The 16,756-nt window shown below is 37.9% G+C and carries 17 protein-coding genes and 1 tRNA gene; 9 read left to right on the top strand and 9 right to left on the bottom strand.

The genetic code is table 11. The features are described from left to right. Positions 1–3 precede the first annotated feature (3 nt). The 7 genes from VLZ86_RS03060 to VLZ86_RS03030 form a co-directional block, all read right to left on the bottom strand. Entirely contained in the window at positions 4–546 is a 543-nt protein-coding gene (locus tag VLZ86_RS03060) for a mechanosensitive ion channel domain-containing protein (RefSeq protein WP_325448598.1), read from the bottom strand. 51 nt (positions 547–597) lie between these two features. Next, a complete protein-coding gene (locus tag VLZ86_RS03055; protein WP_325448596.1) occupies positions 598–1,530 on the bottom strand; it encodes a septum formation inhibitor Maf in 933 nt (310 codons plus the stop codon). A 29-nt stretch (positions 1,531–1,559) separates the two neighbouring features. After that, complete coding sequence (locus VLZ86_RS03050) at positions 1,560–2,153, bottom strand: Maf-like protein (RefSeq protein ID WP_325448618.1); 594 nt, start codon at positions 2,151–2,153, stop codon at positions 1,560–1,562. A gap of 209 nt (positions 2,154–2,362) precedes the next feature. After that, positions 2,363–3,286: a geranylgeranylglycerol-phosphate geranylgeranyltransferase gene (locus VLZ86_RS03045; protein ID WP_325448594.1), complete on the bottom strand. Its 924-nt coding sequence runs from the start codon at positions 3,284–3,286 to the stop codon at positions 2,363–2,365. Positions 3,287–3,547: 261 nt separating this feature from the next. Then, positions 3,548–4,078 (bottom strand): HAD-IIIA family hydrolase, encoded by a 531-nt coding sequence (locus VLZ86_RS03040; RefSeq protein WP_325448592.1) that lies wholly within the window; start codon positions 4,076–4,078, stop codon positions 3,548–3,550. Positions 4,079–4,083: 5 nt separating this feature from the next. After that, entirely contained in the window at positions 4,084–4,875 is a 792-nt protein-coding gene (locus VLZ86_RS03035; protein ID WP_325448590.1) for a DUF2520 domain-containing protein, read from the bottom strand. A 115-nt stretch (positions 4,876–4,990) separates the two neighbouring features. Further along, positions 4,991–5,578 (bottom strand): Crp/Fnr family transcriptional regulator, encoded by a 588-nt coding sequence (locus VLZ86_RS03030; protein WP_325448588.1) that lies wholly within the window; start codon positions 5,576–5,578, stop codon positions 4,991–4,993. Positions 5,579–5,651: 73 nt separating this feature from the next. Here VLZ86_RS03030 and VLZ86_RS03025 point away from each other — a divergent pair, with 73 nt between their 5' ends. From VLZ86_RS03025 to mscL, 4 genes are all read left to right on the top strand, one after another. Further along, positions 5,652–5,942 carry a hypothetical protein gene (locus tag VLZ86_RS03025; RefSeq protein ID WP_325448586.1) on the top strand — a complete coding sequence of 97 codons (291 nt, stop codon included), beginning with the start codon at positions 5,652–5,654 and terminating at the stop codon, positions 5,940–5,942. Positions 5,943–5,948: 6 nt separating this feature from the next. Then, positions 5,949–6,350, top strand: a complete 402-nt coding sequence (locus VLZ86_RS03020; RefSeq protein ID WP_325448584.1) for a group III truncated hemoglobin — start codon at positions 5,949–5,951, stop codon at positions 6,348–6,350. A gap of 455 nt (positions 6,351–6,805) precedes the next feature. Beyond that, positions 6,806–10,006 (top strand): cytochrome c biogenesis protein CcsA, encoded by a 3,201-nt coding sequence (ccsA, locus tag VLZ86_RS03015; RefSeq protein WP_325448582.1) that lies wholly within the window; start codon positions 6,806–6,808, stop codon positions 10,004–10,006. A gap of 83 nt (positions 10,007–10,089) precedes the next feature. Continuing rightward, positions 10,090–10,533: a large conductance mechanosensitive channel protein MscL gene (gene mscL, locus VLZ86_RS03010; protein ID WP_325448580.1), complete on the top strand. Its 444-nt coding sequence runs from the start codon at positions 10,090–10,092 to the stop codon at positions 10,531–10,533. Positions 10,534–10,645: 112 nt separating this feature from the next. On the opposite strand, the gene VLZ86_RS03005 is transcribed toward mscL, so the two are convergent. Further along, positions 10,646–11,323 (bottom strand): HAD family phosphatase, encoded by a 678-nt coding sequence (locus VLZ86_RS03005; protein ID WP_325448578.1) that lies wholly within the window; start codon positions 11,321–11,323, stop codon positions 10,646–10,648. A 270-nt stretch (positions 11,324–11,593) separates the two neighbouring features. On the opposite strand from VLZ86_RS03005, the gene VLZ86_RS03000 reads away from it, so the two are divergent. From VLZ86_RS03000 to VLZ86_RS02980, 5 genes are all read left to right on the top strand, one after another. Then, a complete protein-coding gene (locus VLZ86_RS03000) occupies positions 11,594–12,769 on the top strand; it encodes a PLP-dependent aspartate aminotransferase family protein (protein WP_325448576.1) in 1,176 nt (391 codons plus the stop codon). A 14-nt stretch (positions 12,770–12,783) separates the two neighbouring features. Further along, complete coding sequence (locus VLZ86_RS02995; protein ID WP_325448574.1) at positions 12,784–13,368, top strand: TMEM175 family protein; 585 nt, start codon at positions 12,784–12,786, stop codon at positions 13,366–13,368. A 13-nt stretch (positions 13,369–13,381) separates the two neighbouring features. Next, the gene (gene rlmF / locus VLZ86_RS02990) at positions 13,382–14,275 is read left to right on the top strand and encodes a 23S rRNA (adenine(1618)-N(6))-methyltransferase RlmF (RefSeq protein ID WP_325448572.1); all 894 of its coding nucleotides are present in this window, start codon (positions 13,382–13,384) and stop codon (positions 14,273–14,275) included. Positions 14,276–14,279: 4 nt separating this feature from the next. Beyond that, the gene (gene bshB1 / locus VLZ86_RS02985; protein WP_325448570.1) at positions 14,280–14,996 is read left to right on the top strand and encodes a bacillithiol biosynthesis deacetylase BshB1; all 717 of its coding nucleotides are present in this window, start codon (positions 14,280–14,282) and stop codon (positions 14,994–14,996) included. A gap of 75 nt (positions 14,997–15,071) precedes the next feature. Then, positions 15,072–15,147: transfer RNA gene (locus VLZ86_RS02980), tRNA-His, on the top strand. A 127-nt stretch (positions 15,148–15,274) separates the two neighbouring features. Here the strand turns inward: VLZ86_RS02980 and VLZ86_RS02975 are convergent. Next, on the bottom strand, positions 15,275–16,756 hold a 1,482-nt coding region (locus VLZ86_RS02975; protein WP_325448568.1), incomplete at its 5' end, for a TonB-dependent receptor.

Here is a 16,756-nt window from a genome sequence, read left to right as displayed (position 1 = left end):
GTTTTAAATCAAGTCGGTTCCGTCATCAAGAACGTCATAAATAGCATCTTTTTTGATTAAGGTCACTGGTTTTTGAAGCATCAAGTTGTTCGGGTAGGTGATCAAATCGCCATTTTCAATCCGTAAATGCAACTGAAAGGCTCTAATGTCTTCGATGATCCCTTCCAAAGGAAAATCGTGATCGTGAATTTTTATTTTATCACCTACTTTATATGGGAAGGAGAGGAACATAATAATCCCCGATGTGATATTACTTAAAATGGACCAAATGGCAAATAGACCAATACCAATCACGGCAAATATTGAAGAAAATAGAACGACCAAGTCTTTAGCTTGCGTCCCAAAAATAAAAGGAATGATTAAAAACGCAAGCATGAACAAGGCAACACTCACGTAACGTTGCATTAATTGGGTCCGGGCTATATTAATGCTGTTCCGTCTCGATATTTTACCGATAAGGGCGTTCACAAAATACCTAGTAGCCAGTAAAAAAAGAAGGACAATGCCCGTGTAAATAAATTCTTGCTGATAGGTTTGAAAAAACATAGATTTTTGAATGTAAAATTAATGATAAAGATACGCAGAAAAGGGCGAAATCTAATTTAAACCAAGCCTTTCTCTCAATTTGAAATCGTCATTTGTTGTCTTGTTCCAATAGTCGGATTTTATCGTTTTTAATTGAGTTGCCTTGGTGGTCAGTGCTTTGGCATTATCACCATAACCACTTATGAAAGATTCTTCCCAAGAGGTGATGTTGAAAGGAAACTCCGGATTAAAAGTAATGCTGAGACTTCTGTTTAAATCTGGGTAGGTGATCGTGTAAGTGCCTGCCATCAATTCTGCGGAAGCGGTATAGGCTTTAAAAGGGACATGTCTTAAGCGTAAAAACTCAAAAGAGGGGATGATTTCCAAATCGCCAGTTGGCAAACTTTCTGGATCGAGGCGCAATTGTGTCCATAATTCGCTTTCTAAAATAGCTTTCCCCAAGTTGAAATCTTCATCTGCTTCACCCTCAAAATAGGAGTGGGAGGTCACTTCAAATTCGGTTCGGTTATTGAGCTGGGTATACACATGGCCACACCATTCTTGTACAGAGCAGGATATCTTTAAAGCATGTTGATTGTTGGCCAAGGGATAAAAAACACTTTGCATAATACTATACGGATAGATGCCCGTATGAAAGCTTTTTGTGGCATTTAATTTTAGGACGGGAATGTCCGTGGATGACGGCAAATCAGCTTTAACCTGTTCCTCCTTTAAAAAAGGTTCGGTAACAAAAACCAATACAGCGGTGCCTTTTCGGATTTCTCCATACCGGGCCTGTTCTAAAGTGTACGATGTAATTTCGGCAGCATTGGCAAACCAATAGGCTTTGAATTCGTCTGACAAAGGTTGGGCACTTTTTAGAGTGTCTGCTGTAGACAAGGATGTGATCTCATTTGTGTTTTGAAGATTCTGGGACCCTTGTTTACAGGAGGATATTGTTAAAAAAAGAGCGGCAATATAATAGAATGGGTGAAATAATTTCATAGGAAATCGTTTTGACTAAAAATACAATGCTAAATGATTTTAACCATGTCATTTAACGTTTCATAAACAAGATGTGTTGGCAGGCCCATCACATTAAAATAAGAGCCTTCTATTTTGGTCACTCCAATGTGCCCAATCCATTCTTGAATGCCATACGCGCCGGCTTTATCGTAGGGTTTACAAGTTCGGATATAATAGTTGATTTCGTCATCAGAAAAGTCTTTAAAGGTCACCTTTGTAACTGCATTTACGGTTTTTTCGTAGGTAGGCGTGGTAAAACAAACCGAGGTAATGACTTCATGCGTGGCATTGCTCAAGGATTTTATAATCTCGAAAGCTTCTTTGGCGTCCCTTGGTTTGCCCAATGCCTTTTTCTTGAGCCAAACAATCGTATCACTGGTGATAAGAATATCGTTAGGCTTGAGCTCTTTTTTAAAGGGTAATGCTTTTAGTTGGGCCAGATAATCACTGATTTCGAAATGGGTCAATCGTGGTGGATATTCTTCATGGACAGGTTTTAAACGGATTTCAAAGTCCAAACCCAGATCCTTGAAAAATTGTTGTCGTCGTGGTGACCCCGAAGCCAAAATGATATTGTGGTGTTTTAATTTTTCGTTGAGCATTTTTGTACAGTCTTCAATGTTCAGTGTTCCCGCCTCCGCAAATGCTGCGGACGGGCAGGCAGTCTTCAGTGGGCAGTCTGCAGTTTTCAGTTTGTCAATGCCTAAATCTTGTAGACCAGTTATACTTTGTGCGTCTAGCTTCGAACTTCCAACTTCCATCCTCTTTGCGCATCCGCATCTCGGCCAGAGAATAGTTCCCCAGCGAGAGTTTACTTCAGCACAATAGGGTAAAGCAGTAAGGACAATATACCAAAAAACATGACTAATTTAAGCATATTGCTGATATGATGGTAGTGTTTTTTTGTTTTTGCGTTGAAGGCCTTTAGGGAAATATAAATTAAAGGAATGATAATCAATATTAAGAAATAGCCGATAAATAATTCGTATTTGTAAAGATAGGTTGACACATAATAAATGGAACCCATGAGAGGTAAAAGCGATGCAGCAAACGCTACTTTTGATGCTCTGTCACGCCCTATTGCTATAGGTAAGGTGTTCATTCCAGATTTATAATCGCCATCAACATCTTCGAGATCTTTGATGATTTCGCGTACAAAATTAATCAGAAAGGCAAATAGGGAATAATCAAAAAGGATTTTAAAGAAAGTCAATTGGGTGGCTTGATTTTGCTCCGTAATTGAAGGCATCAATTCAAAGACACCTACAATTAGAATACTCAGTCCTACCAATACTGAAATGGCGATGTTTCCTATTAAAAGCATTTGTTTTAGATATGACGCATAGACATAAAGCAAGGCCGAAATAATCACGAAAATGGCGAAAAAACCACTTCTGCCAACCAAATGTGAGAGGTAGAATCCAATGAGGACGCCAATTACATTAAAGATAACGAATAGGGTATAAGCTGTTTTTTCAGAAATCTTTTTACCAATAATAACTTTGGAGGGCCGATTGACCATATCCGTTTCAACATCATAAATGTCATTGATGATATTTCCTGCAGCCGCAATACATAGGGTGGAAAATACTAAAAGTCCAAATCCGAAACCATTCAGCATTATGGTCAATTCGGTAGTTTCTAAAAAAGGGTGAAATAAGGCGTATTTAATGAGTATTTGCACAAAAGCAATCATCAATAAATTTTTCCAGCGGATTAAATTCAGAATGTTCAATGGGTGGTTGTGTTAGGTTAAAAGTTTAAAGTTTAGAGTTCAGGGTTCAGGGTTCGGAGTTCAATGTTCATACGTTCCAAATTCAAAATTTGTCAATTCATATTTTAAATTTTTTCTCGCAGATCTCGCAAATTTTCGACTTTTAGGTTATATGTTTTGAGATTACGTTGCTTACTAATCAAAAACACCCATATCTATGGCCGTTCTGTACTAAGTCTTTCAACTTCAATCTTCGAGCTTATTGCTTTGGGATGGTCTTCATCAATCGTACTTCGCGTCAAAACTGCCATTCCATTTTCCTTGAACCTTTAAAACCTGTTCAATCACATCTCTTACACATCCTTTTCCACCATTTTTATGGGAAATGTATTTTGAAATGGCCTTAATTTCAGGTACGGCATCTTGAGGACAGGTAGGCAAGCCAACCAGTTTCATCACAGGATAATCAGGAATATCGTCGCCCATATACAGCAAATGTTCATGTTTGATATTGTTTTTGTCCAGATATTCATTTAGTTGTTCAATTTTATTGTGGGCACCTAAATAGATATCAGTAATTCCAAGGGCATTTAAACGGTGACGGACTCCTTCATTGCTGCCTCCCGATATGATGCACAGATGGTAACCCGCTTCTAAGGCGGTTTTCATGGCAAATCCATCTTTGGTGTGCATAGTCCTTAACATGTCGCCATTAGTGGTCAATAAAATAGTGCCATCGGTCAACACGCCGTCTACGTCAAAAACAAAAGTAGTAATGTGTTCAAGGTATTCTTTATAACTTTTTTCTTCCATTTATCTTATTTTTTTTTAGATCGTATCGGTGGGACTGTGGAAACACCATGTGTTTTTTGGATACTTGCAGTCAAGAGTTCATAGATAGCTTTATGTTGTTCGTTTTTCAACAATTCTAAATGCTTTTTTATGGTTTTTTTATCGTTCCGTTTTGCCGGTCCGGTTTGCGCCATATAAGGCGATAATTCTTGGACTTTTATTGCGGTTTCCATAATTAATGGTTTTAGAATGTCAAATTCCACACCTTCATCTTCCGTAATTTCATGCGCTATACGATAGAGTTGATTCGTAAAGTTATTGACAAACACCGCAGCTAAATGTAAGGATTTACGCTGATTGGTATTTACTTTATGACTTTTACTGCCTATGGCTTTTGACAGGGCTTTTAAAATTTTTAGATCAGATTTATCGATGGCCTCAATACAGATGGGCACGTTTGCAAAATCTAAAGTCGCACTTTTACTAAAGGTTTGTAAAGGATAAAATACCCCACGGCGATTTTTTTTGTCGAGATCGTGAATGTTGACTGTGCCAGAAGTGTGGACCACCAATCGGTTTTCAAACGGTAATTTTACCGATAAGTTGGCCACCGCATCATCACTTACAGCAATGATATAAAGGTCGGCTTCTTTTAATTGCGATAAATCATCGGTAATTTCAACTCTATTTTTGTAAGATTGAAGACTTCCAATATTTCTGTTAAACCATTGGTTTACAGTAATGGTGCCTGAGTTATCAAAAGCGTTGAATAAATGTGTTGCGACATTGCCTGCCCCAAGAATAATCACTGAAATCATGCTGCTAAATTAATGAAGAATTAAGAATTAAAAATTAAGAATCAGGAATTTTTGAATTTTACCATGAATTGGGTGGGTGCGCACATGTCTTTGGTATTGGAATTTAGAGAGTTACTTATATGAACACTTTTCGCTCAACAATGGTTAAAGCCTCTGATTTTTCCAATTTTTTAATGGCTCTAATTACAGTTTCCACCCGTAATCCAGTTAAGTCTGAAATTTGTTGCCGAGTTAAGGGGACCTCAAAACTACTGTCTCTTTGAGTGCTTCCTTTAAGATGGTGCAATAATGTTAGAATGCGGTGTTCTGGTGGATAAATAGATACTTCTCGAGCTATTTTTGCCTTATAGATCATGCGTTTGCAAATTAGTTTTGTAAACTTTAAATGAATGTCAGGGTGGGATTTTAGAAGAAGGAAAAAGGAAGCCTTTGGCAGGACGTAAATTTCTGAGATTTCCAATGTCAAAGCCGTCGCAGGATACTTGAAAGCTCCAAATAATGGCGGCTCCCCAAAGGAATCACCGTTTTCAAAAAAGCCCTGAACAAACTCCCTTCCATCTTCAGTCATATTGAACATTTTAACATGCCCTTTTCGAATCTGAAAATAGAAACCGGCCCGTTCCCCTTCGTTGAAAATGGTTCGATTCTTGGAATAGTTCTTTAAAGTGCCGCCAAAAGAGGCAATAATATCTTCGGGAATCATGATCTTATGATTTGAATCATAAAAGTACGAATAAAGGTTTAGGAACTTTGTAAGAACACTAAAAATAAGAATTATGACACTCTATAACAAAGGACTAGAAGATTTTAAAGAACATTTGACCTTATATGTTCCGTTGACCATCATTTTCCAAAGTTGCTTAGGTTCTATAGCAGCCATGTTCATCATTATGAACAGTACCCATACCTTTCGTTTCTTAGATTTGATTTTAGTTGTTAGCTTTGCAATGGCTTATAATGGATCTCTGTATGCGCAGATGAAACCAAAAGTCATTTACAATTTATTGATCGCAACAATTTTAGTGCATTCTACGTTCCTCATCATTAACCTGGTACGTATGGCATAGCTTATCATGGAAAAAAAAGACATTCAAAATAGGGACGATGTTTTTCTACTCGTCTCAGAGTTTTATAAAAAAGTTAGAAAAGATGACGTTTTAGGCCCTTTTTTTAATCGTGTTATAACCGATTGGGACGCTCATATTGAACGTTTGACCACGTTCTGGGAAACCAGTCTGTTCATGACCAGAAAATTGGAAAATCGGTATTACGGAAATCCTTTGCAAGTCCACATTGACGTAGATAAAGAGAATGACCACACCATTACCGAACTGCATTTTGGTTTATGGATAAATCTGTGGTTTGCTACACTCGATGAACTTTTTGAAGGAGAGTATGCCGAAAACGCTAAAAATCGTGCACGTAAGATGGGATCGTTCATGTATTTGAATATTTTTCAGGCGCGGCAAGATTAGGCAGGGGAGTTCAAAGTTCAAATTTTAAGGTTCAATTTTTAAAATTCAGAGCTCTAAATTTCAAAACTCAACGATGGATTATAAACTTTTAAAATGATCCAAATTTCCCTTCGTAATAAGTTTAATTACAGTAATTTATATTTTGAATGTTGACCTGTAATTGGTTACCGTATCACTATAGATTGGTTTGAAATAGTCATAACTGATGCTTTTTTGTGTGTGGCTTGTACTGTTTTTTGTTGTAAAAAGCCAGCGATAGTCCATGTTTTTAGTGGAAGTCTTTGTCTTGGGACGTCTTAATTAGGAAGTGTTGGAGTAATTTATCAAAACATTTCTCCAAAATAGTAACGCATCTAAAATATCTCAACTTTAACATCTCTCAATCCTTAAATCATCAACTAAAAAGGCTAAATTTGCCCTGCTTAAATGAACACGCAAAAATTAGTATTTCTACCATGCAAAAAAGACTCGCTAATATTCTTTTCTCCACCCGTTTAACTGCCATTTTATTTGTTGTATTTGCCTTAGCTATGGCAATTGGAACATTTTTGGATGCCAATCAAGAAACTTCACCTACACCTTACACACGACATTTGATTTACAATGCATGGTGGTTTGAAGCCATTATGGGGTTTTTTATGATCAATTTTTTTGGTAACATGTATCGTTACCGATTGTTGAGAAAGGAGAAATGGGCTACCTTAATGCTGCATTTATCATTTGTTTTGATAATTTTTGGTGCATTCATTACCAGATATATCGGATTTGAAGGCATGATGCATATCCGCGAAGGGGCATCTGAAAAACAATTTTTATCCCAGAAAACTTACGTCACCGCCTATATAGACGGCGACTATATGGTAAATGGCGTGGCGCAACGTAAAATAATTGAACGCGAGGTTGATTTCTCCTACCGTTTGAACAATAAATTTAAGGTTGAAACGGACTATAATGAAATTCCAATCACCCTAGAACTTGTAAAATATATCAAGGGTGCAGAAACTGATATCATTCCTGATGAATCTGGAGAGTCTTATCTTAAATTGGTAGAGGCCGGAGGAGACGGACAGCCCCACAATCATTTCTTAAAAGTTGGAGAGGTTCAAAACCTGCACAATGTTTTAATAGCTTTAGACAAACCGACACCTGGTGCCATCAATATTACTTCAACGCCTGAAGGCTTGACCATTGAGTCGCCTTATGAAGGAACGTATATGACCATGGCTACTCGAGAAACCGGTACGGTCGTAAAAGACAGTGTACAGCCCTTGGTTTTGCGTTCGCGATACCTTATTGGAAATATGTCCATGGTATTTCCAAAACCTGTGGTAAAAGGCGTTTTTGATGTGGTGAAAAAGTCCGAAATGTTAGCTGGAGATGAAGATGGCGTTGTGTTGAAAGTAACCGTTGACGGTGAAACCAAACTTGTGAACTTATTGGGTGGCCCGTACAAAAACAATCCTTTTGAACAGGTGAAATTTGGAAATTTGGAAATTGCCCTTAAGTATGGTTCCAAATTGATGGAGTTGCCGTTTGAAATAAAACTCAACGAATTTATTGCCCAAAAGTATCCGGGTACTGAGAAAAGTTATTCTTCTTATGAAAGTAAAGTGACGGTTTTGGATGAAGAACAAGGCGATTATGATTACCATATCTATATGAATAATATTTTAGATCATAGAGGCTATCGTTTTTTCCAGGCGAGTTTCGATCCTGATGAAAAAGGAACAATACTCTCGGTTAACCATGATTTCTGGGGCACTTGGGTTACTTATATTGGGTACATTTTATTATATATCGGACTTATGGCTATTTGGTTTGACAAGAACACACGATTTGCCGATTTAAATCGTATGCTTGAAAAAGTGAAAAAACAAAAACGAAAACTTGCCACTATCTTACTTATAGGCTGTTCCTTCTTAGGATTTTCTCAAGCGCATTCGCCAGACGATGGTCATAATCATGATAGCGGCAGACCAACAAAAGCACAGATTGATTCGGTCCTTAAAGCAAATATCACTCCTAAAGAACACGCCGATAAATTTGGACATCTGGTCGTTCAAGATTATAGTGGTCGGATGATGCCAATGGATACTTATGCTTCAGAAATGTTGCGTAAATTGAGCAAACAGGATACTTATGAAGGCTTTGATGCCAATCAGATTATGTTGTCCATTCAGGAAAGTCCCTTACTATGGTATAATGTTCCGGTCATTTATTTGGCGGCAAAAAAGGCAGATACCATTAGAAAGATTATCGGGGTTCCATTAGATCAAAAATACGTAGCGTTCATCGATTTCTTTACGGAAAACGGAACCTATAAATTAGAACCTTATCTTGAAAGTGCCTACAGAGCGGCCATACCTAACGGGTCTCAAAAGGAGTTTAAAGAAGCAGATCAACGGGTTAATTTATTACATAATGCGCTAGAAGGACGTGCCATGAAAATCTTTCCGGTACCTGAGGACGATAATAACAAATGGATCTCATCTAAGGAATTTAGGGATGGCGGCTATCGTGAAAAAATAAACGATTCGCTATTAGGTAATTTTATCAATAATGGATTTAGTGCCTATTTATTGACCCTCAACACTGCGAAACAGGATGGCGATTTTTCAAGAGCTGAGGCCGTGTTGAACGGGATAAAAAAGACCCAGGAGAAATATGGAAGTGAGGTGATGTTGTCTGATGAAAAGATAAAAACTGAAATCGCCTATAATAAATATGATATTTTTAAGAACCTGTTTAGTTGGTACATGTATGCGGGAACGCTCATGTTCATTCTGTTAATTATCCAGATTTTCAACGGTAAGAATAAATTTGTCAATATCAGTATTAAGGGATTCGGATTCTTACTTTTAGGATTATTTATACTCCACACCATAGGATTAGGTGTGCGTTGGTACCTTTCAGGGCATGCGCCGTGGAGTGATGCCTATGAATCGATGATTTATGTGGCATGGGCAACCATGTTCTTTGGCCTGGCTTTTGGGCGAAAAAGTGATTTGACCATTGCTGCAACTGCGTTTGTGACCGCCATTATTTTGATGGTCGCACATTGGAACTGGATGGATCCTGCCATTTCTACCTTAGAACCTGTTTTGGATAGTTACTGGTTGATGATTCACGTTGCGGTAATTGTGATGAGTTATGGACCCTTTACCTTAGGGATGATCTTAGGAACGGTTTCCTTAATCTTGATGATTTTTACCAACGAAAAGAATAAACAGAAGATGTTGCTCAACATCAAAGAGCTCACAATTATCAACGAATTGGCGCTAACCACAGGTTTGGTGCTTTTGACCATAGGAAACTTTTTGGGTGGCATGTGGGCCAATGAAAGTTGGGGCCGATATTGGGGTTGGGATCCAAAAGAAACATGGGCTTTAATCAGTATTATGGTCTATGCCTTTGTCATCCACATGAGATTGGTTCCAGGACTCCGCGGACGTTTTGGATTCAACCTGGCCTCAATTATTGCTTTTGCTAGTATTATGATGACCTATTTTGGAGTGAACTTCTACCTTTCAGGACTTCACGCGTATGCTAGTGGCGATCAAATTGTCAGTTTGAAATTTATTGCTATTACCGTAGGTGTGGTAGCCCTATTGGCGTTTTTTGCTTACCGAAAATATGCCGTTTATTATAAAAAATAAAAAGTAGATTCAAATCAGATAGGACACCAGCCATAAACACTTTGTTTGTGGCTGTTGCAATTAAAACAAAAACTATAAAAAAGATGGGATTGTTTAAAGAATTTAAAGAATTTGCCGTAAAAGGAAATATGATGGATATGGCCATCGGAATCATTATTGGCGCTTCCTTTAATAAGGTTATTGATGTTCTGGTGAAAAAAGTGTTAATGCCACCTTTATCTTTAATGACTGATGGTTTAAAGTTTCAGGATAAACGTTTTGTTTTGAGAGACCGATTAATGGATCCCTCTGGTGAGTTGATCTCTGATGAAGTAGCCATAGGTTATGGAGCACTTTTTGAAGCGTTTATGGATTTTTTGATTATTGGATTTACCGTTTTTTTGGTGGTGAAATTCATGAACACTCTGAAAAATAAAGCTCATGATGTCAAGGATAAAACAATCAAAACACCAAAGGACATTGAATTGCTTTCGCAACTCACAGCGTTGATGGAAGAGCAGAACGAGTTATTGAAAAAACAGAAATGACCTACTGAAGAGTGAGAAGATGGAGCATTACGATGTAATCTTGTAGATCTACTTTGCCTTATAAAGCAGTGAAGACCTGAACCATTCTACACATTAGGATCCAGGTTACTCATTATTTTTCTGCAAGGACAGAATTGAAATGTGCGGAAATCGTTTCATAGGCAATCTCCTTAAAATCGCTCACAACTAAATCTGCAAGTGAATAATCTTGATCATGTGAATGTAAACTGTCATATCCTACGCAAAATATACCAGCATCTTTTGCTGCTTTAATTCCGTTTGTTGAATCTTCTATCACCATGCATTCGTCACGTTCAAATCCAGCAGCTACTGCAGCCTTCTCGAAAATTTCAGGATGCGGCTTGGACGCTTTTAAATCGGCACCACTTAATTTGGCTACGAAATAATCGTTCAGATTAAAACGCTCAAAAATATTGTTGATGTTTTCCATGGATGCGGAAGATGCCAGAACCAAGGTCAATCCGTTGGCATGATAATCTTTAATAAGATCTAAAACGCCAGGCAAAAGATCTAATTCATCATCGTTTTCAAATAAATATTTGAAGTGATGACGTTTAATGTCCACCAAGGTTTCGACGCCCAATGGTAATTTAAAATGATTGATCAGCATCTCACAAATGGCGCGTGTGGATTGGCCTGTAAACGTAGAATAAAGATCATTTGGGACGTCTATATTGACGTCATCAAACATAAGGGAATAAGATTTTTGATGTAAAGGTTCAGTGTTTACAATAACACCGTCCATATCAAATAATACGGCTTTAAGCATTTGGAGAGTCATTTATTAATAGCGTCACGAATATAAGTGAAATGACTTAGAATGCCTAAAATACCGTTTTTAAGTTTGACTGTTTTTAAAATTTAGGGGTTTTTGACAATGTTACATGTTGTTGTCGAGGTTTTTATGAATTGAAAACTTGTGGCGCGCTCTATTGAAAAGATTACGATCTCGAGTTGTCAACTTAAAAAACCGCTCCAATAATCCATCGATGTATAACCAATTATTCGTAATTTTAAACCTTATTAAATTTCAGAACTCATGTCAAACTCAAAATACGGATTGAATACCATTTGCACACACGTTGGTGAAATCAAGGACGAACAGTTTAAAGGCGCCGTCTCGCCAATTTATATGTCGACGTCCTATCAGTTTGACGATGTTGATGTGAAACGGTATCCACGGTATTTCAACACGCCCAACCAAGAGTATTTATCTAGAAAAATAGCCGCATTGGAACACGCCGAAGCAGGTATGATTTTTGGAAGCGGCATGGCAGCCATTAGTACAGTATTTTTGGCGTTTTTAAAGCAGGGAGATCATATTGTGGTCCAAAATACCTTGTATGGCGGTACCAGTAATTTTATTAGAGAGGAGTTTCCTAAATACGGCATTGAGTTTACATTTACTGATGGGTATGAGGTTTCTGATTTTGAAGCAGCCATCCGTCCGAATACAAAACTTATTCATATTGAAACGCCGTCAAATCCCTTATTGACCATTACAGATATTAAGGGTGTAGCCGACTTGGCAAAATCAAAAAACATTATTTCAACTATTGATAATACCTTTGCTAGTCCTGTCAATCAAACGCCAATGGATTTTGGGATTGATATTATCATGCATTCCGCAACAAAATATTTGGGTGGACATTCAGATATCTTGGCAGGTGCGGTGGCGTGCAATAGTATGCACATGGAGACGATTTTTAATGTGGCCAAGAACTTAGGCGGAAGTTTGAGTGACATGACCGTCTGGATGTTGGAGCGCAGTATGAAAACCCTAGCCTTACGGGTCAAAGCTCAAAATAAGAATGCCAAAAAACTGGCACATTTTCTATCAAAACATGACGACGTTAAGAAAGTTTTTTATCCAGGACTTAAATCGCATCCGCAGTATGCGTTGGCAAAATCGCAAATGAAAGGTTTTGGTGGCATGCTCTCTTTTGAATTGGTTGACGGTTTGGATGCCATGGCATTTCAAAAGGAATTGAAATTGATCAAATCGTCCATGAGTCTGGCAGGTGTGGAAAGCACCATGTTATCACCTCATAAAACGTCACATGCTTTACTGACTCAAGAAGAACGAGATAAAATTGGAGTGAGCGATAATTTGATCCGTTTCTCAGTTGGGATTGAATCAAGAAAAGATTTGATTTCGGATATCGAGCAAGCTATTGAAGCGGTTAAAAGTTCAAAACTTCAGTCTCAGAATTAGAAGCTTCAGGAATTATGAACAAAGGTAGGTTAGAAGCATTCACCGACGGGGTTTTAGCGATTATCATTACCATTATGGTATTGGAGTTAAAAGTGCCTCACGGTGGTGAATTTAAGGATTTACAGGTTGTGCTTCCTGTTTTTGGCAGCTACGTACTGAGTTTTATTTATGTGGCCATTTATTGGAACAACCATCATCATATGATGCAAACAGTAAAACACGTATCGGGAACAATTTTATGGGCTAATGTGCATTTGCTTTTCTGGTTGTCATTGATTCCTTTTGTGACCGGGTGGATGGGTCAAAATGATTTTACTACGGCATCTGTATCTTTGTATGGAGTTGTTTTGCTATGCGCTGCCATTGCCTATTTTGTATTACAGAATTCAATTATCAAAAACCAAGGAAAAGAATCCCTTTTGGCTTTGGCCTTGGGAAAGGATATTAAAGGTAAGGTGTCTCCGGTTTTATATATCTGCGGCATCGTTGGTGCTTTCATTGATGTAAGGATTGGCGGAGCCATTTTTATTTTGGTTGCATTACTGTGGTTAATTCCAGATAGAAGAATAGAAACTAAATTAAGAGATCATTCTCACTAAAAACATAAATAAATTGCATAAAAATTCACTTCACAATAAAAAATATGATTTTGATCTGCTCATAAAAAATCATGACGCTTTAAAATCTTATGTTTTTGTTAATGATTATCAAACCCAAACCATTGATTTTTCAAATCCTGACGCTGTAAAAGCCTTGAATACCGCATTGTTGTTTACCCACTATAACGTGAAATTCTGGGAGTTTCCGGACGAAAATTTGTGCCCACCAATCCCAAGTCGCGCCGATTATATGCACCATTTGTCCGATTTGTTAAGACGAAGCCAGTTGGTGACCGATATCAAAGTGTTGGATGTTGGCGTAGGAGCAAGCTGTATTTACCCTTTACTGGGGAACGCCATTTTTAACTGGAGTTTTGTAGGTACTGATATTGATGAAAAATCCCTTCAAGTGGCCCAAAAAATTATTGACAAAAATAATCTTGGAAATTCCATTGAATTACGACATCAAAGGGATTACCAACATATTTTAAAGGGAATCCTTAAGGCATCAGATAAATTTACCGCTTCTGTTTGCAATCCGCCATTTTTTAAAAGTCAGGCCGATGCTCTCGAGGCCACAAAAACCAAATTGAAAGGTTTGGGCAAGGAAACCGATAAAGTAGTTAGAAACTTTAGTGGAACGCCAAAAGAATTATGTTATGCAGGCGGAGAAAAAGCGTTTTTGCACAATTACTTGTATGAGAGTTCACAGTACCCAAAACAATGTTTCTGGTTTACAAGTTTGGTGTCAAATGTAAGTCATGTCCGATCAATGGAAGCTTCTTTGAAGAAATTGGGCGCGACAGAGTTTCAGGTTTTGGATATGATCCAAGGCAATAAAGTGAGTAGAGTAGTGGCTTGGTCTTTTTTGACCAAAGCAGAACAAAACGATTGGATTAAAAATTAAACAGATGAAATTAGATATATTGGCTTTTGGCGCACATCCAGACGACATTGAGTTGGGCTGTGGTGCTACCATTGCAAAAGAAGTACATAACGGTAAAAAAGTAGGAATTATAGATCTTACACGGGGGGAATTAGGAACTCGGGGCACCGCAGAAACCAGAAAGTCAGAAGCCGAAGACGGTGCGCGGATCTTAGGGGTTGTGGTGCGAGAGAATATGGGTTTCGCGGATGGTTTTTTTATAAATGATAAAACGCATCAATTGGAACTTATCAGGATGATCAGAAAATACCAACCTGAAATGGTATTGTGTAATGCTATTAATGATAGGCATATTGACCATGGAAAGGGTAGTCAATTAGTGAGTGATGCCTGTTTTTTAAGTGGATTAACCAAAATTGAGACGGAATGGGACGGAAAATTACAACAGCACTGGCGCCCAAAATTTGTGTACCATTATATTCAATGGAATAATATTGAACCAGATATTGTAGTTGATGTTTCCGGATTTATGGATAAAAAAATGGAAGCAGTGGCTGCTTATAAAACACAATTCTTTGATCCTGAAAGCAAAGCGCCCCAAACCCCAATCAGTAGTAAAAACTTTACGGATAGTATTGACTACAGAGCTAGGGATTTAGGCCGATTGATAGGAACGGAGCACGCAGAGGGTTTTACAGTGGAGCGTTATGCCGCAGTAAAAAGTTTATTCGATTTAGTATAATTTTTTTACTAAAAGGCTTTGTAAACATTAGTAAATAAATTACATTTGCAGTCGCATTTAAGGATGCGGCTACATGGTGGTTGTAGCTCAGTTGGTTAGAGCATCGGTTTGTGGTACCGAGGGTCGCCGGTTCGAGCCCGGTCTTCCACCCAGAATTTAAGCCTTCAAAGCAATTTGAGGGCTTTTTTTGTGCGTTATTCTTATTAAGAATGAGAGTGGAAAATGCCAGAAGGGTGAGAAAATTTTATTGAGTTAAAATAAAGTGTATGATCCTAGTTCTAAAACTCAAAGACAATTCCTAAGGTAGGCAATGGATGCCCACTTTGATTATCCAAAATTACAGGAATGGCGTTGCTTCCGTCCATTTGAATTGGTTGTCCATCGGTGGTTTGAAACGCTGTATTATCAGCATTACGTTGGAATGTGTAATCTGGATTCGATTCACTCTTCTGAATTAATAAATTTTGTACATCCAAATACACCGCTAGTGATGTTCTATTGAAATTGAATTTTTTATCCACTCGTAAATCCAATTGGTTATAGTTTAACAATCTATTTTGATTGAGCAGGTCCACATCAAGCACACCCTGTCCCAGCAACAAATAATTTTGTTGGGAAGCTGGCATATCAAATGGGGTATATGGATTTCCTCCCGCGAAGCGGTATTTTAGGCCCAAATCCCAGTTGTTATTGAATTGATATCCTAAGGTTGCAGAAAATAAATGGCGATTATCCCATGATGATGGTTTTAAAACGCCATCAACACCCGAGAACTTACTCACCACATAAGAATAGCTTGCAACGTAGAAGAGTCGGTCTGTCATTTTTTGTTGCACGAAGAATTCCAAACCATAAGTTTGGCCATCGCCGATAGATAAGATGCGTTCACTTCCCACCGACCCGAATTGTGTGCCTTGATTGGCTTGCGAAACTCCTGTAGATTCTGAAACGGGATAATCAGAATACTGCTTAAAATAGCCTTCAAACGTAAATCGCAAAGATCGGTTAGGTAGGAACTCTGTACCGAGAACATAATGGGTGGAACGTGTGTATTCCAAATCTCTATTTATAAAATCACCATGATCGTCCTTATAACCCAATGATGTATAAATTGGTGCTTTATAATAAGTACCTACAGATCCATTGATATTCCATCGCTCATTCAAGCTATAAGAGGCAGATAGCCGTGGTGACAGGGTTTTTAGCGGATTATTGCCGTTATTGGTAAAACTATTCATGTCCGTACGAATCCCACCGGAAATAAGGAGTCTATCCTTATAGAACCGTTTCGCAATTTGCGCAAACATGCCGTATTTAAAGAAGTTAATTTGGCTATTGAACGAAATCGTACGTGCTGGCGAGATCATCGTACCATTTTCGTCTTTCAACTCGTTGCTTATTTTATTAAAGACCTCTCCAAAATACCCAACATACTGCGCATCCAATCCCGAAGAAAAGCGCCATCCGTTTACAAATTTATTATAATCAAATCTAAATTTGTTTTCAATTTCATCAGAATTGACCAATAAGGTTCGATTGTCTTCAATTCTTTGTTCATCTTCAAATTTGTCAATAGTGGTATGAAACATGTTTCTGCTCAGGGCAAAATTCATAAACCCATTTTCAATTTTCCTGTTCAAATTAAAACCCATGGTATACGTCCATTGATTGATATAGGGTGTTGAACGAAGAATATATACATCCTCAGGTGTCGAATCTTTTGTTTCTGCAAAGCTGAAATCGTCTATAGCACCAATGCC

This window comes from Gelidibacter sp., assembly GCF_035515035.1.
GTDB lineage: Bacteria > Bacteroidota > Bacteroidia > Flavobacteriales > Flavobacteriaceae > Gelidibacter.
This window is presented reverse-complemented; position numbering and strand designations above follow the sequence as displayed.

Excerpts from the sequence above, each read along its gene's own strand:
- VLZ86_RS03060 (WP_325448598.1), bottom strand. The coding sequence starts at position 546 with ATGTTTTTTCAAACCTATCAGCAAGAATTTATTTACACGGGCATTGTC.
- VLZ86_RS03055 (WP_325448596.1), bottom strand. The coding sequence starts at position 1,530 with ATGAAATTATTTCACCCATTCTATTATATTGCCGCTCTTTTTTTAACA.
- VLZ86_RS03050 (WP_325448618.1), bottom strand. The coding sequence starts at position 2,153 with ATGCTCAACGAAAAATTAAAACACCACAATATCATTTTGGCTTCGGGG.
- VLZ86_RS03040 (WP_325448592.1), bottom strand. The coding sequence starts at position 4,078 with ATGGAAGAAAAAAGTTATAAAGAATACCTTGAACACATTACTACTTTT.
- VLZ86_RS03035 (WP_325448590.1), bottom strand. The coding sequence starts at position 4,875 with ATGATTTCAGTGATTATTCTTGGGGCAGGCAATGTCGCAACACATTTA.
- VLZ86_RS03030 (WP_325448588.1), bottom strand. The coding sequence starts at position 5,578 with ATGATTCCCGAAGATATTATTGCCTCTTTTGGCGGCACTTTAAAGAAC.
- VLZ86_RS03025 (WP_325448586.1), top strand. The coding sequence starts at position 5,652 with ATGACACTCTATAACAAAGGACTAGAAGATTTTAAAGAACATTTGACC.
- VLZ86_RS03020 (WP_325448584.1), top strand. The coding sequence starts at position 5,949 with ATGGAAAAAAAAGACATTCAAAATAGGGACGATGTTTTTCTACTCGTC.
- ccsA (WP_325448582.1), top strand. The coding sequence starts at position 6,806 with ATGCAAAAAAGACTCGCTAATATTCTTTTCTCCACCCGTTTAACTGCC.
- mscL (WP_325448580.1), top strand. The coding sequence starts at position 10,090 with ATGGGATTGTTTAAAGAATTTAAAGAATTTGCCGTAAAAGGAAATATG.
- VLZ86_RS03005 (WP_325448578.1), bottom strand. The coding sequence starts at position 11,323 with ATGCTTAAAGCCGTATTATTTGATATGGACGGTGTTATTGTAAACACT.
- VLZ86_RS03000 (WP_325448576.1), top strand. The coding sequence starts at position 11,594 with ATGTCAAACTCAAAATACGGATTGAATACCATTTGCACACACGTTGGT.
- VLZ86_RS02995 (WP_325448574.1), top strand. The coding sequence starts at position 12,784 with ATGAACAAAGGTAGGTTAGAAGCATTCACCGACGGGGTTTTAGCGATT.
- bshB1 (WP_325448570.1), top strand. The coding sequence starts at position 14,280 with ATGAAATTAGATATATTGGCTTTTGGCGCACATCCAGACGACATTGAG.